Source organism: Asanoa sp. NPDC049573 (assembly GCF_040676615.1).
In the GTDB taxonomy this organism is placed as follows: domain Bacteria; phylum Actinomycetota; class Actinomycetes; order Mycobacteriales; family Micromonosporaceae; genus Asanoa.
Genome location: NZ_JBFAPI010000004.1, coordinates 203982 through 218285, shown reverse-complemented (window position 1 = coordinate 218285; position 14304 = coordinate 203982). Strand labels below are relative to the sequence as shown.

General features: G+C 71.9%; 12 protein-coding genes. 9 read left to right on the top strand and 3 right to left on the bottom strand.

Going from position 1 to position 14304, the window contains the following annotated elements:
• Nucleotides 1-21 precede the first annotated feature (21 nt).
• Nucleotides 22-1143, top strand: coding sequence for an aminotransferase class III-fold pyridoxal phosphate-dependent enzyme (locus tag AB0J74_RS11105; RefSeq protein WP_363447029.1), 1122 nt, complete (start codon nt 22-24; stop codon nt 1141-1143).
• On the top strand, nt 1140-2480 hold the full coding sequence (locus AB0J74_RS11100) for an aspartate aminotransferase family protein (RefSeq protein ID WP_363447027.1): 1341 nt from the start codon (nt 1140-1142) through the stop codon (nt 2478-2480). The genes AB0J74_RS11105 and AB0J74_RS11100 overlap by 4 nt, the downstream gene beginning before the upstream one ends.
• Here the strand turns inward: AB0J74_RS11100 and AB0J74_RS11095 are convergent.
• A complete protein-coding gene (locus AB0J74_RS11095; RefSeq protein WP_363447025.1) occupies nt 2370-4121 on the bottom strand; it encodes a class I adenylate-forming enzyme family protein in 1752 nt (583 codons plus the stop codon). The two genes, AB0J74_RS11100 and AB0J74_RS11095, sit on opposite strands and share 111 nt — an antisense overlap.
• 108 nt (nt 4122-4229) lie before the next feature.
• Here AB0J74_RS11095 and AB0J74_RS11090 point away from each other — a divergent pair, with 108 nt between their 5' ends.
• Entirely contained in the window at nt 4230-5951 is a 1722-nt protein-coding gene (locus AB0J74_RS11090; RefSeq protein WP_363447022.1) for an AarF/UbiB family protein, read from the top strand.
• Nucleotides 5951-6322: a hypothetical protein gene (locus AB0J74_RS11085; protein ID WP_363447019.1), complete on the top strand. Its 372-nt coding sequence runs from the start codon at nt 5951-5953 to the stop codon at nt 6320-6322. Before AB0J74_RS11090 ends, AB0J74_RS11085 begins: the two co-directional genes overlap by 1 nt.
• An 18-nt stretch (nt 6323-6340) precedes the next feature.
• Here the strand turns inward: AB0J74_RS11085 and AB0J74_RS11080 are convergent, their stop codons facing one another.
• Nucleotides 6341-8152 (bottom strand): alpha-amylase family glycosyl hydrolase, encoded by a 1812-nt coding sequence (locus AB0J74_RS11080; protein WP_363447016.1) that lies wholly within the window; start codon nt 8150-8152, stop codon nt 6341-6343.
• An 86-nt stretch (nt 8153-8238) separates the two neighbouring features.
• Here AB0J74_RS11080 and AB0J74_RS11075 point away from each other — a divergent pair, with 86 nt between their 5' ends.
• Nucleotides 8239-8418, top strand: coding sequence for a hypothetical protein (locus AB0J74_RS11075; RefSeq protein ID WP_363447014.1), 180 nt, complete (start codon nt 8239-8241; stop codon nt 8416-8418).
• A 9-nt stretch (nt 8419-8427) separates the two neighbouring features.
• Nucleotides 8428-8808, top strand: coding sequence for a PPOX class F420-dependent oxidoreductase (locus tag AB0J74_RS11070; protein ID WP_363447012.1), 381 nt, complete (start codon nt 8428-8430; stop codon nt 8806-8808).
• Here AB0J74_RS11070 and AB0J74_RS11065 read toward each other — a convergent pair.
• Nucleotides 8798-10147: an MFS transporter gene (locus tag AB0J74_RS11065; protein WP_363447010.1), complete on the bottom strand. Its 1350-nt coding sequence runs from the start codon at nt 10145-10147 to the stop codon at nt 8798-8800. The two genes, AB0J74_RS11070 and AB0J74_RS11065, sit on opposite strands and share 11 nt — an antisense overlap.
• Nucleotides 10148-10230: 83 nt before the next feature.
• Here AB0J74_RS11065 and AB0J74_RS11060 point away from each other — a divergent pair, with 83 nt between their 5' ends.
• The 3 genes from AB0J74_RS11060 to AB0J74_RS11050 all read left to right on the top strand — a co-directional run bounded on the left by AB0J74_RS11060 (nt 10231) and on the right by AB0J74_RS11050 (nt 14302).
• On the top strand, nt 10231-11547 hold the full coding sequence (locus tag AB0J74_RS11060) for an NAD(P)-binding domain-containing protein (RefSeq protein ID WP_363447008.1): 1317 nt from the start codon (nt 10231-10233) through the stop codon (nt 11545-11547).
• The gene (locus tag AB0J74_RS11055) at nt 11544-12374 is read left to right on the top strand and encodes an SDR family NAD(P)-dependent oxidoreductase (protein WP_363447005.1); all 831 of its coding nucleotides are present in this window, start codon (nt 11544-11546) and stop codon (nt 12372-12374) included. Before AB0J74_RS11060 ends, AB0J74_RS11055 begins: the two co-directional genes overlap by 4 nt.
• A gap of 284 nt (nt 12375-12658) precedes the next feature.
• Entirely contained in the window at nt 12659-14302 is a 1644-nt protein-coding gene (locus AB0J74_RS11050) for an ABC transporter substrate-binding protein (RefSeq protein ID WP_363447003.1), read from the top strand.
• Nucleotides 14303-14304 lie beyond the last annotated feature (2 nt).

Here is a 14304-nt window from a genome sequence, read left to right as displayed (position 1 = left end):
CAGTCGACTGATCCTGCGACGATGGGATCGGTTGTGGACACACAGCGCGTCGTTCGCCCACCCGGCAGGGGATACCCGCCCGACCTCGGCATCGTGACCGGCGCGCACGGCGCCACGTTCGACCTCGCCGCCGGTGGTTCGGCGGTCGACCTCGCCGGCGGCGGCTGGGGCTACGGCGACCCGCTGGTCGTCGCGGCGGTCGCCGCGCAACTGGCCCGCTTGCCGCTGTCGACCCGCAGCTTCCTGAGCCGGCCGCTGGCCGACGCCGTGCGCCGGCTGGCCGAGCTGAGCCCACCCGGCCTCGACGTCTGCTACCTGTGCAACTCCGGCGCGGAGGCACTGGACGGCGCGATCAAGCTGGCCAAGGGCCGGCACCCCCGGCGGCGCACGCTGGTGACGGCTTCCCGGCTCCCGCACCACCTGCCCGTCACCCAACGGACCGTGCCCTACGGCGACGCCGGCGCCCTGCGCGAGGCCTTGACGCGGGACGTGTTCGCCCTGGTCGTCGAACCGGTGCTGACGACCGCCGGGGTGGTCGTGCCGCCGCCCGGCTACCTGGTCGCGGCCCGGGAAGCGTGCGACCGCAGCGGGGCGGTGCTGATCGCCGACGAGACGGTCACCGGGCTCGGCCGCACGGGGGAGCGGTTCGCCTGGTCCGGGCCCGACGTCGCGGTGTTCGGGAGCACGCTAGGCGGCGGCGTCCTGCCGCTCGGCGCCTACGTCGCCCGCAAGCGACTCAACGACCGGGTCTACCGGCATCGCACGCCCGTCCTGCACGCCAGCACCACCGGGGGCAACCCGGCGTCGTGCGCGGCCGCGCTGGCGACGCTCGCGCTGCTGGCCGAGCGCGACGTGACCGGCAACGCCCGCCGGCTCGGGGCGGTCCTCGCCGCCTGGCTCGACGAGTTGGGCCGGTCGTTCCCCGGCGTCGTGGCCGACCCGGTCGCGGCCGGGCTGCTCGGCTCGGTGACCCTGCCCGACGTGGGCTGGGCGGCGGCGGTGCAGCAGGAGACCCTCCGACAGGGCGCGGTCGTGCTGCGCCAGGGTCGCATGCTGGCCATCCGGCCGCCGTTGCGGATCCGCCGGCCCGAACTCGACCGGGGGCTGGCCGCGCTCCGCACCGCGCTGGCCAAGCAGCCATGACCGGCCTGCTCGACGGCTACGAGAGGCACTACAGCCCGTCGCTGGCCCGGCTGTTCGAGCTGGCCCGCTGCCCGGTCGAGCACACCGGCGCCGGCACGGTGCTGGAGGCCGAAGACGGCCGGCGCTACCTCGACTTCTCGGCCGGCTACGGGGTGTTCGCGCTCGGCCATCTCGACCCACGGGTGCAGGGCGTCGCGCAGCGGCAACTGGCCACCTTCGCCGGTGTGCCGCCCGGCGTGCCACACGCGGCGCAGGAAGCACTGGCCACGCACCTCGCCGGGATCCTGCCGGGCGACCTCAACACCGTCCTGCTGGCCGGCAGCGGCACGGAAGCGGTCGAGATCGCGCTGCGCGCGGCCTTCGCGGCCCGGCCCGGGCGGCACCGGCTGGTCGCCGCCCGGCACAGCTACCACGGCAAGACGCTGAACGCCCTCGCGGTCCTGGGCCAGCGGCACCTGCGTGCGCCGTTTGAGCCACTGTGGACAGACGCCACATTCGTGCCGTTCGGCGACGTCGCCGCGGTCGCCGCCGCGCTCGACGGCGACACCGTCGCCGTGCTGCTCGAACCGATCCTGGGCGGCGGCTATCTCGTCGTGCCGCCCGGCGGCTATCTCGCCGCCGTCGCCGATCTCTGCCGGCGCGCCGGTTGCCTGCTGATCGTCGACGAGGTGCAGACCGGTTTCGGCCGCACCGGCACGATGTTCGCCGTCGAACGTGAGGACGTGGTGCCGGACCTGATGATCGTGTCGAAGGGTCTGACCGGTGGTCACGTGCCGATGGCCGCCACGGCGGTGGCCGACCGGGTCGCCCGCAACTGGGACGACGCCACCTGGGCCCGGGTCGCCGACCCGCCCGCCGACGTCTGCGGCTCGGTGCTGGCGTGCGTGGCGGCGTCCGCGGCGATCGCGGCCGTCGGCGCACTCGACCTGCCGGCCCGGGCCGCCCGTCAGGGTGCGCGGCTGCTGGCCGGGCTCGCCGTGGTCGCCGACCGCCACCCGGCCTGGGTGCGCAGCGTGCGCGGACGCGGGCTGATGGCCGGCATCGAACTGCGCAGCGGCCTGGCCGAGTACGCGATCTGGTTGCGCATGCTCGACCGGGGAGTGCTCACCGGTTTCTCCACCAACTCGCACGCGCGGCGGCCCGTGCTGCGCTTCTTCCCGCCGCTGATCGTCTCCCCGGTGGAGATCGACGAGGCGCTGGCCGCCCTCGACGACGCGCTGACCGGCTTAGGACGCACCCCGGCCATCGTGTACGACGCCGCCGCGCTCCTGCTGCCCTGGCAGTACCGGATGCCCAAGCCCGCGCTCCGGCTGGCGACCCGGCTCCTGCTCGCCTGACCCGAACCAGCCGGCGTGGCGCTCCCGCAGGACCCGGCGCAGCACCTTCCCGGTCAGCCCGCGCGGGACCTCTTCCTCGCCGACGATCCGCGCGTCGCGCAGTCCCGCAGCCTCCGTAGCCCAGGCCCGCAGTTCCGCGCCGTCGAGGGCGGCGCCGTCCCGCAGCGAGATCAGCGCCACCGGCACGTCGCCGCCGTCGGGGTGCGGCACGCCGATCACCACCGCGTCGGCCACGGCCGGGTGGGTGAGCAGCTTCTCCTCGAGCGGCAGGCCGTACACCGGCCCGCTCGTGGTGCGCACGACGTCCACGGCCCGGTCGAGTTGGTGGATCCGGCCGAGCCGGTCCCGCCGGCCCAGGTCGCCGGTCCACCACCAGCCGGCGTGCGGACCCTCGTGGCGCTGCACGTCGTCGGGGTCCCAGTAGCCCGCGAAGACGGTCGGGCCGTTGACCTCGATCCGGCCCACCTCGCCGGCGCGGGCCCGCCGGCCGTCCGGGCCGACCACCCGGGAGCGGGGGCCGCCGAGCGTGCGCCGGCCGACGCAGCGGTCGTAGCGCGGCGGTGAGAACCGTGACCGGATCCGGCGGAGGGCCGCGAAACCGACCTCGGACGTGCCGAACGCCTCGACGAACAGCGAGGGCACCACCGGGCGGCCGGCGACCCGCAGGTAGGCGCCGGCGCGGCAGAACTCGCGCACGTGCGCCTCGTGTGACGCGTCGGCGGTGGTGACCCAGATCCGGATCGAGTCGAACGCGCGCGGTGGCAGGCCGTGCCGGTAGATCCGCGCGTACACGTCGGGAAAGGCGAAGAAGATCGCGATGCGCTCCCGGGCGACGGTGCCGGCGATCGACTGCACCGAGTGGTCGCTGATCGGCCAGACCGGCAGGTTGCCCATCAGCGACGAGTAGAAGCCGACGTAGTAGACGAGGTGGTTGAAGTGCCCGGCGACGGCCGTGCGGGTGCGCCGGGTGATCGGCTCGTCGACGTAGTGCCGCTTGATCCCCGACGCGAGGCGGGCCGAGGTGCTCGGCACCAGCTTGGGCCGGCCGGTCGTCCCGGAGGTGTGCACGAGCAGGACCGGGTCGTCGGGTGCCAGGTCGACCGGGGCCAGGTCGGCGGACGCGGTCGCGGTCGCCTCGTTGAGCCCGACACCCTTTCCGGTGAAGCCGCTCGGCAGGTCGGGGAAGAACCAGACGGTGACCTCGGGGACCGCCGCGTGATCGCCGATCCGCTCGGTGAACTGTCGCGCGTCGGTCAGCACCAGCCGGCAGCCGGCCGCGGCGAGATGGCGGCGGAGGCCGTCGACCGCCATGCCGGGGTTGATCGGCACGGCCGTGCCGCCCGCCTTCACGACCGCGAGCGCGAGGAAGAAGTATTCGGCCCCGTTGGTGTGGTAGATCGCCACCCGGTCGCCGCGGCGCAGGCCGTTGTCGAGCAGCACGTTGCCCACCCGGTTGGCGAAGCCGAGCAACTCGGCCGGGGTCACGGCGACGCCCGGCAACGCCCGGTAGGGGCCGGGGGAGGGCAGGTGGAAGATCGGGCTGTCGGGATGGCTGGCGGCGGCCTTGTCGAGCGCGTTGGCCGGCGTCAACTGTCCATCGAGGAGCACCCGCACGCGGTTGAGCAGGCGGTTCCGCTTCATCGCGCCTCCCTGGGAGCCCGAACACCGAGTTTATGGGCGTCCGGTTCGCGCGTTGTGTCGTACCGCCGACAGTCTGTCCGGTCTGGACGTTCCGCCATAGATGATCTGGTGTACCTGACCCCCGACCGCGAGCGGTGCGCCATGCCCCGACGACTGCTGCGCCTCGCGCTGCTGCTGGCGCGGCTCGCACAGGTCTGCGTGTTGAGCCTGATCTGCCTGCCGCCGTTGCTGGTGAGCGGCCTGCTCGACCCGTCGACGGGACCGCGGGTGCTGCGCTGGTACTTCGTCCGGTGCGGCGGGGCCTACGTGAAGATCGGCCAGTTGCTGGCGTCCCGCTACGACCTGCTGCCGGCACGCTACTGCGAAGAGCTCAGCCAGTTGCTGTACGCGCTACGCCCGGTCCCGGCCGACAGGATCAGGCGGATCGTCGAGCGGGAGTTGGCCGCGCCGGTCGGCGACCTGTTCCGGTCGTTCGACGACGTGCCGATCGCGACCGCCTCGCTGGCCCAGGTGCACGACGCCGTGCTGCCCGGCGGCGAGCGGGTCGTCGTCAAGGTGCTCAAGCCCGGCGTCGAGGAGCAGGTACGGATCGACCTGATCTGTTTCCGGCTGACCGGCCGGGTGCTCGACACGCTGCCGCTGCTGCGCGGCGTCGACGTGCGGTTCGTGGTCGCCGACCTGTCCCGCTCGATGCTCGACGAGATGGACTTCCACCGGGAGGCGCTGAACACCTCCTACCTGCACGGCCGGATGGCCGCCGACCCGATCGCGCACCGGGCGCCGGCGGTGCACCGGTCGCACTCCGGCCGCCGCGTGCTGACGCTCGAGCGGATCGACGGGGTCACCGTACGCGAGATCATCGCCGCCCTCGACCGGGGTGACACCGACGCCCTGCGCGCGTGGGCCGCGCAGGGCATCACGCCGCGGCGTACCGCCATCGTGTTGTTCCGGTCTGTTCTCGAGCAGGCCATCCGGTTGCGCGTGTTCAACGCCGACCCGCACCCGTCGAACCTGATCGTGATGCCCGGCGGCGCTCTCGCCTGGGTCGACTTCGGCCTCGTCGGCTGGGTCGACGAGCGCCAGTGGGAGATCCAGCTGCAACTGCGCGAGGCGTTGACCCGGGGCCGGGTGCACGAGGCCTACCTGGCGCTGCTGCGGGCCATCGAGCCGCTGCCGCAGAACCGCGACCTGCGCGGCTTCGAACAGGAGGTCAAGCGCGGCCTGCGCGACTACCTGCTGGCTGCCGAGGACACCGGGTCGTCGCTGGCCCACCGCAGTTCCGGGGTCTTCCTGATGAACACGATCCGCGCGCTGCGCCGGCACCGCCTGCCGATCGCGGCGTCGACCGTCGCCCTCTACCGGACGATCCTGATCGCCGACATGGTCGTGCTGCGGCTCTATCCCGAGATCGACTGGCTGGGGCACATGCGCCGGTTCCTCGCCGACCTGACCCCTGACCTGCTGCGCGACGCGGTCGAGGAACCGCTGACCTCGACCGCGGTGCTCTACCGGTTGGCCCGCACCCCGCAGGCGGTGAGCGCGGCGGTTGACTGGGTTGCCGACCGGTTGCCGCAACTCGGCCGGTCAACGCTGGCAACCCTGACGTTCTGGCAGCGGCTCTCGCTCGCCGGGCTGCGGCTGCTGCGGGTCGGCACGGTGCTGGCCGGGATCGCGATCGCCGCCACGATCGTGACGCCGGGCGACCCGGTAGGTGCGGATCCACCCTCGCTGATCGGCCTGATCATGGACAACCCATGGCTCGCGCTGCTCGGGTGCGTCATGCTCATTCTGGTACTTGGCTCGCTGATTCGCCGATCGGAGTCGACCTGATGGAAACCTTCACCGAACCCGCCGGGGCCGACCGGCCGCGGGCGTCGCGCCGGGCCACCAGCCGGCTCGCCGAGGGTGTCGCCGACGGCTTCACCGAGGCGTCGCAGGCGTTCTCCGACGAGGTGCGCGGGGCGGCGACCTGCACCGACCTGGCCGAGAACCTGTTCGTCGGCATGTTGCGGGCCAACGGCCGGTTCCTCGACGAACTGGCCACCACCTCACGGCGCTTCTCGGCCGAGGTGGGCCGGGCTTCCGCGGAGGAGATCGACTACGACCGGCTCGCGGACCTGATCGCCAGCCGCCTCGCCGACCCGTTGGACTACGACCGCCTCGCCGACATGGTCGCCGCCCGGCTCGCCGCCCGCTCGTAGGCCCAGCGCCCCCGCCCCTCACCACGCGCGGCGGAACACCGTCACGCTCCACGTGGGCACGTTGACGTAGACCCGTCCGTCCGGCTGCGTCCACGGCTCGTGGAAGGCGTTGCCCGCGCCGTCCCAGCCGCCGAAGCCTTCGTCCTGGCTGCACAGGATCTGGGTCCATCGCCCGCCGCGGCCTCCGGTGCGCACGCCGTAACCGTGGTCGCCGAAGCTGCGCCCGCCGAGGTTCACGACGACGAGAACGACGTTGTCGCCGGCGGCGCGGACGAAGCCGAGCACCTGGTTGTCGTGGTCTTCGTGGGTGACGTCGAGATCGTCGGCACGTAGGGCCGGGTTGGCCCAGCGGACCGCGTTGGCCGCGGCCACCAACCGGCGCATCGGCATGCCGGCCGGGTCGCCGGCGATGCTCCAGTCGAAGCGATGGTCGCCGAAGCCGTCGACGCCGTCGTGCCAGTAGCCGCCGGCCATCCGCGGCGCGGCCTGCAGGCACTCGGTGCCCATGAACAGCATCGGCGTGCCCGGCATGGTGACGCCCAGCGCCCAGGCCAGGCGGCACTTGGCTCGCGCGGCCCAGTCGTCGCGGCCGCCGAGTTGGTCGACGAGGTAGCGGTGCCGCCGGTCCCAGTCCTCGGGCCCGCCCTCAGCGTGCCCCTCCTGCTGGTCACCGACGTCGTCGTGCGAGCCGAGTGGGTATTTGACCAGGTTCCAGGCGTGGTCGTAGCCGTCCCAGCCGAGGATGTCGCGGATCTTGCGGACCGGGTCCTGCCCGGCCAGCGCCCGCTGCGTCTCGTGATGCGCGTCGGCGCACCAGGTGGCGCCGAACCGGCCCTCGTTGACGATCCACGGATCGTCGGGCAGGTGCTCGGCGATGAAATGCTTGTCGGGGTATTCGTCGCGGAGCATGCCCATCACCCGCTTGAGGTGCAGCCCGTTGATCTGCGTGGTGGCGTCGAACCGCAGCCCGTCGGCGCGGTACTCCTCGAAATACATCCGGGCGTTCTGGTGGAAGTAGTCCTGGATCTCGCGCTTCCACCAGGCCGGGCCCCGCCCCCACGGCGTGTCCTGGCCCCCTTCGACGTATATGCCGCCCTGGTTGTCGTAGCCGTCGTAGTCCCACAGGACGTTGTCACTGTGGCCGAAATGGTTGTAGACCACGTCGAAGATGACCGCGAGCCCGTCGCGGTGCGCGGCGTCGACGAAGTGTCGCAGGTCGGCGGGGGAGCCGTAGGACGATTCGGGTGCGAAGAAGCTGGCCGGGTTGTAGCCCCAGGAGCGGTCCATGGCGTACTCCTGGACCGGAAGGGGTTGAACGCAGTTGAAGCCCATCTCCCGCAGGTAGCCGAACTTGGTCTCCACCTGCGCGAAGGTCGCCCACCCGGTCTCGTGCTGGTCACCGCGCCCGGCGAACGTGCCGATGTGCAGCTGATAGATGATCAGATTCTCGAACCGCGGCGTCTCGAACGGCGCCCATCGCGCGTCCTTAATGGACTTCGGCACGACCGAGGCGTTGCGGCTGCTCGGGTCGTCTCGCGTGAGCTCGGAGCTGAGCACGTCGCGGGCCGCGGGATCGAGCCGGTCGAGCACGGTGTTGTCGGCCGTCGTGAGGCGGAAGCGGTAGAGCTGGCCGGCCTCGACGCCGGGGACGGTCGCGCTCCAGTAGCCGTCTGGTGTCGGCGTCAGCGCCTGCGTGGTCACCGGGTGCGCGCTGTCCCAGTCGCGACCGCTCTGCAACACGACCGACACCGCGGTGGCGTGCGGCGCCCACACCCGGAAGAACGCGCCGTCGGGGGTGAGCCAGCAGCCGATCCGGTCCGCGACCTCCATCCTGGCAAGGCTAGAGCGCCACCGCCTCCACCGGTGTCCGCGACTGGACAGCAGCGAACCGGGCTTCGTTGGGCGATCCTGCTGGCGTGAGGGATGCGAAGCGGAAGCAGCTTGATCGGGCGGCCGACCCGCGGTCTCCCGGCTCGTTCGACGCGCTGGCCGCGGAACGGCGTCAGCTTTCCGAGCCGGCCGCCAACGTGACGCGGCTTCCGGCGATCCAACGGGGCCTTGCCGACGAGGCCGACGTTGTCGACGATCGTGACTAAGCTGCCGGGATGAGCGTGATCGACGAGATCGGTCGGAGCAAGCATGTCAGCCTGGTCACCTTCCGCCGGGACGGTACCGGCGTCGCCACGCCGGTCTGGCATGTCGTCGAGGGCAACACGCTGTTCGTCGTGTCCGAGGCCAAGGCGTGGAAGGTCAAGCGGGTCCGCAACACCGGGCGGGCCGAGGTCACGGTGTGCGACATCCGGGGGCGGATCAAGCCCGGCGCGGCCACCGCGAAAGGGCCGGCCCGGCTGCTCGACGAGGCCGGGACGGCCGCGGCCCGCGAAATGCTCGCCCGTAAGTATGTGACTTCGCGCGTTGGCAACTGGTTCGCGCGCCTCCTGCGCCTGCGCCGGCCGCCGCTGGTCGCGATCGCGATTACGCTCTAGCGCCGCCGTCGAGGGTGTAACGGCGCTGAATCACCAGGGCCGCCACCAGCAGCACCGCCGGGACGAGGCCGAAGCCGTAGCGGACCGCGTCGAGGGCCGATGCCGACTGCTGGATATCGTCGCCGCTGCTGCCGACGAAGCCGCCGATCGCCAGGCACGCCGCGTAGAGGTAGGGGCCGATCGCGCCACCGGCGGAGTCGGCCGCCGTCCAGACGCCGGTGTAGCTGCCCGCGTCGGCGATGTCGCGGCCGGCCGACGCGGCCACCACGTCCGGGAGCATCGCGAAATAGAGCAACTGCAGCGCGGCGAAGGCGACGCCCAGGACCGACACCACGGCGATCAGCACGGCCAGCGGGACGCGGTGACCCAGCGCCACGACCAGGCAGCCCGCCGCGAAGACCGCCTGCGCGAGCAGCAGGCCGCGTTGCTTGCCGATCCGGCGGGTGACGGCCAGCCACACCGGCGTGGCCAGCAGCGCGGGCGCCAGGAACGCGGCGATCAGCACCGTGGTCAGCCCGGACCGGCCCAACTCGTAGGTCGCGTAGTAGGGGGCCGCCGCCAGCACCAGGTGGGTCGCCGTGCCGGTGAGCAGGTAGGCGGTGACGAGTGGCCGGTATTGCGGGTCGCGCAGCGAACCGAGCAGCACCCGGACGCCGCGCAACCGGGGCGGCGCCGGGTTGGCCGGCATGCCCGCGGCCGTGCCGAGCCGGCGTACGCCGTCGATGCCGACCAGCATGGCCGCCAGCATCCCGGCGGCCAGCGTCGCGCCCATCACGACGTACCCGGTGCGGGTCGGATTGTCGCCACCCACCAGCGATGGCGCGAGCACGCCGCTGACCAGGATCCCGACCGTGAGCACGACCATCCGGAACGACATCAGCCGGGTGCGCTCGTGATAGCCGATCGCGAGGTCGGCCGGCGTCGCCAGGTAGGGCACCTGATAGGCCGCGAAGAGGAGGTTGCCGAGCACGAAGACGGCGGCGACCCAGATCGCGGCGGTGGTCCCGTGCAGACCGCCGGGCACGGAGAAGAGGGCGGCGAATGCCACCGGGAGCATGCAGGCCGCCAGCATCAGCGCCAGCCGGTTGCCCTGCCGGGCGCGCTGCGCGTCGGAGAAGTGGCCGACGAACGGGTGCAGGACCACATCGGCGATTTTGGGGGCGAGCAGCGCGAAGCCCGCCACCAGCGGCGCCACGGCCAGCACGTCGGTGAGGAAGTAGAGCAGGAGCAGGCCCGGGACCGTGATCCAGACACCCATCCCGATCGAGCCGCCGGCGAACGCGAGCAACCCGCCACGCGGCAGCCGCACGGTCACCGGCTCGACCGGGGTTCGGGTCATGCGCACGCTCCAGGATTGACCGGACCCGCCTGGTGCCAGCACGATCCACTGACGAACCTAAGTGTCTACGGATCGGGTACGCAATGGCTGCACGGCCGGAGGTCGTGGTGATCGGCGCGGGGCCGGCGGGCCTCGCCACCCTGAAGGCGCTGGCCGACCGGGGCATCGCCGCGGTGTGCTTCGACGCGGGCGACCGGCCGGGCGGGCTGTGGGTCTTCGAGGGGCCGGGCTCGGGCGCCTACCGGACGCTGCACCTCAACACGAGCCGCACCCGGACCCAGTTCGCCGACTTCCCGATGCCGGCGGACTGGCCCGACTATCCGCGCCACGACCGCGTCCTGGCCTATCTGACCGACTACGCCGACCATTTCGGACTACGCACGGCGATCCGGCACCGGCACGTCGTCACGCGGGTCGGGCGCACCGCTCAAGGCTGGTCGGTCGAGGCCGACGGCCCGGACGGCCCGGTGTCGGCGAAGGCGCGGGCCGTCGTCGTCGCGTCCGGGCACAACAGCGTGCCGCGCTGGCCGGACCCGTTGCCGGAGGGGCTGACCGCCGACCAGTCGCACAGCCACGACTATCGCGACCCGGCGCAACTGGCCGGGCGCCGGGTGCTGGTGGTGGGCGGCGGCAACTCGGCCATGGACATCGCCGCCGACGCGTCACAGGTCGCCGAACGCACGATCCTGTCGTTGCGCCGCGGCGTCTGGATCGTGCCCAAGTACCTGTTCGGCCACCCTTCGGACACGCTCAACGGCGCCCTGGCCAAGCGGCTGCCCTGGCGGCTGCGGCAGGCGGTCAGCCAGACGATGCTGCGACTGGCCACCGGCCACCCGACCGCACACGGGCTGCCGGCGCCGGGCCACGGTTTCCTGCAGGACCACCCGACACTGTCCGATGTGCTGCTCACCCGCGTCGGCCACGGCGACATCACCATCCGGGGCGCCATCGCACGGGCCGACGGCCGCACGGTCGAGTTCGCCGACGGCGCCCGCGAGGAGGTCGACCTGGTGGTGTGGTGCACCGGCTACCGGCCCGAGATCCCGTTCCTCGACCCGCCCGCGCTCGGCGACCAGGTGCCGCTCTACCGCCATGTCTTCCACCTCGACGAGCCCGGCCTGTTCTTCGTGGGCCTGATGCAGTCGACCGGCGCGGCTCTGCCCATTGTGGAGGCACAGGCGCGACTGGTCGCCGCCTACCTGGCGGGGGAGTTCGCCCTGCCGGCGCCGGAGCAACAGCGGGCCGACCGCGCGGCCCGGCTGCGGCAGGCCCATCGGCGCTGGGCCGACCGCCGGACGGCCATGCGCATCGACTTCGACGCCTACCTCGCGCTGGCGGCCGACGAACTGCGAAAGGGCCGGCTTCGCCACGGAACGACCTGGCCGGAGGTGACGCGATGAACCGCCTCAACGCAAGACGGGTCATCGTCACCGGGGCGGCCGGCACGATCGGCCGGGCTCTGTGCCGCACCTTGACCGCCGCCGGCGCGCAGGTGATCGGCCTCGACCTGGCGACCCCAACCGACGGCCCCGTGCCTGTCCTGCCCTGCGACCTCACCGACGCCGCGCAGGTCAAGGCCGCCGTGACGACGGCCATCGACCGCCTCGGCGGCCTGGACCTGCTGGTCAACAACGCCGGTATCGGCGGACCGGCGCCGGCCGAACTGCCACCCGACGCGGTGGTACGACGGCAACTCGAGGTCAACCTGCTCGCCGCCTGGTCGACCACGGCGGCGGCGTTGCCCGCGCTGGAGGCGTCGCGCGGCCGGGTCGTCTTCATCGCCAGCCGGATGGCGGTGCTGGCCCTGCCGCTGGCCGCGGCGTACGGCGTGAGCAAGCGGGCCCTGGTCGCCTACGCCGACGCCCTGCGCCTGGAGGTCGGCACCCACGTCGGCGTCAGCGTCGTCTATCCCAGCATGATCGCGTCCCCGATACACGACTCCACCGCCGCGGCCGGCCTCTCACTCGACGGCGTCTCCCGCTACGAACCGGTCGAGGGCGTGGTCGCGGCGGTGGTGCGGGCGGCGACCGCCCGCCGGCCCCCGGCCAACCTGGCCACCACCCGCCGCGGCCGCCTGGAACTGGCGGTCGCCCGCCACTTCCCGTCCCTGGCCCGCCGCATGGTCACCCGCACCGTCGCCGGCCGATTGAAGGCTGGCGCGTTCGACGGTTCCCCCCTCGCCGCCGGCCTGCGCCGCCGGCAGGATCGCCAGGAGGAGACGCGATGACGGCGATTGTCGGTCTGGTGCACAGCAGGACCGTCTACGTCGGAGGCGACAGCGCCGGCGTCCGCGGCCCCTTCGTCTGCTTGAAGAGCCCCTCCTAGGTCGGAAGTCTCAAGCGGAGGGCGTGATCTACGGGCTGGCCGCCGGGCCGAAAAGTTCGTGACCTCGACGTGAACTTGATCTCGGTGCGGGTCGTGGAGGTATAGGGAGGCAGCGGTCGATTCGATGCCTTGCGAGATCATCGTATACAACATACGCTTCGGCAATCGTCGATCGAGGAGCCCGTCATGACGAATCTTTCGCGTGCACTCAGCCGGGCCGCCGTGGGAGCGGTCGCGCTCGTTTGCACGCTCACCGCTTGCTCGCCGGTGGCCGAACAGGCCGCGCCCGGCGAGAAGCCTTCGCAGAGCCAGGATTCCTTCGGCACTCCGGCCAACGCCGACGAAGTCAAGCAGGGCGGCAAGCTCACCGTTGCCCTCTCCGCTGAACCCGATCGGCTTGATCCCTCCCTTTCCCGCAGCCTCTATTCGCGCTACGTCTTCCAGGCGATGTGCGAGAAGCTGTACGACGTCGACGAGAAGGCCCAAGTCGTCCCGCAACTGGCCACGGCCCTGCCGACCGTGGCCGCCGACGGCAAGACCGTGACGATCCCGGTGCGCCAGGGTGTCAAGTTCGCCGACGGCACCGACTTCAACGCGGCGGCGGTGAAGACGACCCTCGAGCGACACCTGACCCTGCCGGAGTCGGCGCGCAAGAGCGAGATCGGCCCCATCGACACGGTCGACGCTCCCGACCCGCAGACCGTCCTTATCCACCTGAAGACACCGTTCGCGCCGCTCCTCGGCGCGCTGGCCGACCGGGCCGGCATGATCATGAGCCCGGCCGCGTTGCAGAAGCTGGGCACCAACTTCGCTTCGGCCCCCGTCTGCGTGGGCCCGTTCAAGTTCAGCAAGCGGGTGCCGCAGAGCTCGATCGACGTCGTACGCGACCCCAACTACTACGCCGCCGACAAGGTGCACCTCGACGCCATCTCCTGGCGCATCCTGACCGACGCCAGCATCCGCGCGGCCAACCTGCGCTCGGGTGACGCCGAGGTGGCCGACAGCGTCTCCACCCAAGACGTCGACAGCCTGCGCAAGGAGTCGTCGCTGACGGTGCTGCGGTCGCAGTCGCTCGGCTACCAGGGCATCACCATCAACGTCGGCAACGCTGACGGCATCGGCAAGCCCACGCGGCAGATCGACACCCCAATCGCCAAGAACAAGCAGGTGCGGCAGGCCTTCGAGTACGCCATCGACCGCAAGGCCCTCGTGAACGCGGTGTTCAACGGCATCGCCGCCCCGGCCTGCGGCCCGATCTCGCCGGCGAGCGCGTTCTCGTCGGAGGAGGCTCAGCAGTGCCGTGAGCACGATCCCGCCAAGGCCAAGCAGTTGCTGGAACAGGCCGGCGTGAAGACGCCCTACACCGTGACCATGTTGGCGTCGAACACTCCGGATACGCTGCGCCTGGCCCAGGCCCTGCAGTCGATGGTCAAGGACGCCGGCTTCGACATCAAGATCAACCCTGTCGAATACTCCTCGCTCCTCGACGAGCAGGACCGCGGCAACTTCGAGATCCTCCAGCTCGGGTGGAGTGGGCGGATCGACCCGGACGCCAACATCACCAACTTCGTCGGCACCGGTGGCAGCCAGAACGTGGCCGGCAGCAGCAACCCGGCGTTGGACGCGGTCCTCGACCAGGCCCGCCAGGCGACCAGCGTCGACGAGCGCAAGAAGCTCTACGGCCAGGCGGTCACCCTGCTCCACGACGACAACCCGCTCGTCTACCTCTACCGGCAGGCCAACCTGACCGCGTTCTCCAACAAGGTCAAGGGCGTCCAGGTGTTTCCCGACGGCGTCATCCGCGCGGCCTTCGCCGGATTCGCCAAGTAGGT

What these genes read in the sequence shown, in the direction of transcription:
- AB0J74_RS11100 (WP_363447027.1), top strand. Translation starts at nt 1,140, where the DNA reads ATGACCGGCCTGCTCGACGGCTACGAGAGGCACTACAGCCCGTCGCTG.
- AB0J74_RS11065 (WP_363447010.1), bottom strand. Translation starts at nt 10,147, where the DNA reads ATGACCCGAACCCCGGTCGAGCCGGTGACCGTGCGGCTGCCGCGTGGC.
- AB0J74_RS11095 (WP_363447025.1), bottom strand. Translation starts at nt 4,121, where the DNA reads ATGAAGCGGAACCGCCTGCTCAACCGCGTGCGGGTGCTCCTCGATGGA.
- AB0J74_RS11060 (WP_363447008.1), top strand. Translation starts at nt 10,231, where the DNA reads ATGGCTGCACGGCCGGAGGTCGTGGTGATCGGCGCGGGGCCGGCGGGC.
- AB0J74_RS11055 (WP_363447005.1), top strand. Translation starts at nt 11,544, where the DNA reads ATGAACCGCCTCAACGCAAGACGGGTCATCGTCACCGGGGCGGCCGGC.
- AB0J74_RS11105 (WP_363447029.1), top strand. Translation starts at nt 22, where the DNA reads ATGGGATCGGTTGTGGACACACAGCGCGTCGTTCGCCCACCCGGCAGG.
- AB0J74_RS11070 (WP_363447012.1), top strand. Translation starts at nt 8,428, where the DNA reads ATGAGCGTGATCGACGAGATCGGTCGGAGCAAGCATGTCAGCCTGGTC.
- AB0J74_RS11085 (WP_363447019.1), top strand. Translation starts at nt 5,951, where the DNA reads ATGGAAACCTTCACCGAACCCGCCGGGGCCGACCGGCCGCGGGCGTCG.
- AB0J74_RS11080 (WP_363447016.1), bottom strand. Translation starts at nt 8,152, where the DNA reads ATGGAGGTCGCGGACCGGATCGGCTGCTGGCTCACCCCCGACGGCGCG.
- AB0J74_RS11050 (WP_363447003.1), top strand. Translation starts at nt 12,659, where the DNA reads ATGACGAATCTTTCGCGTGCACTCAGCCGGGCCGCCGTGGGAGCGGTC.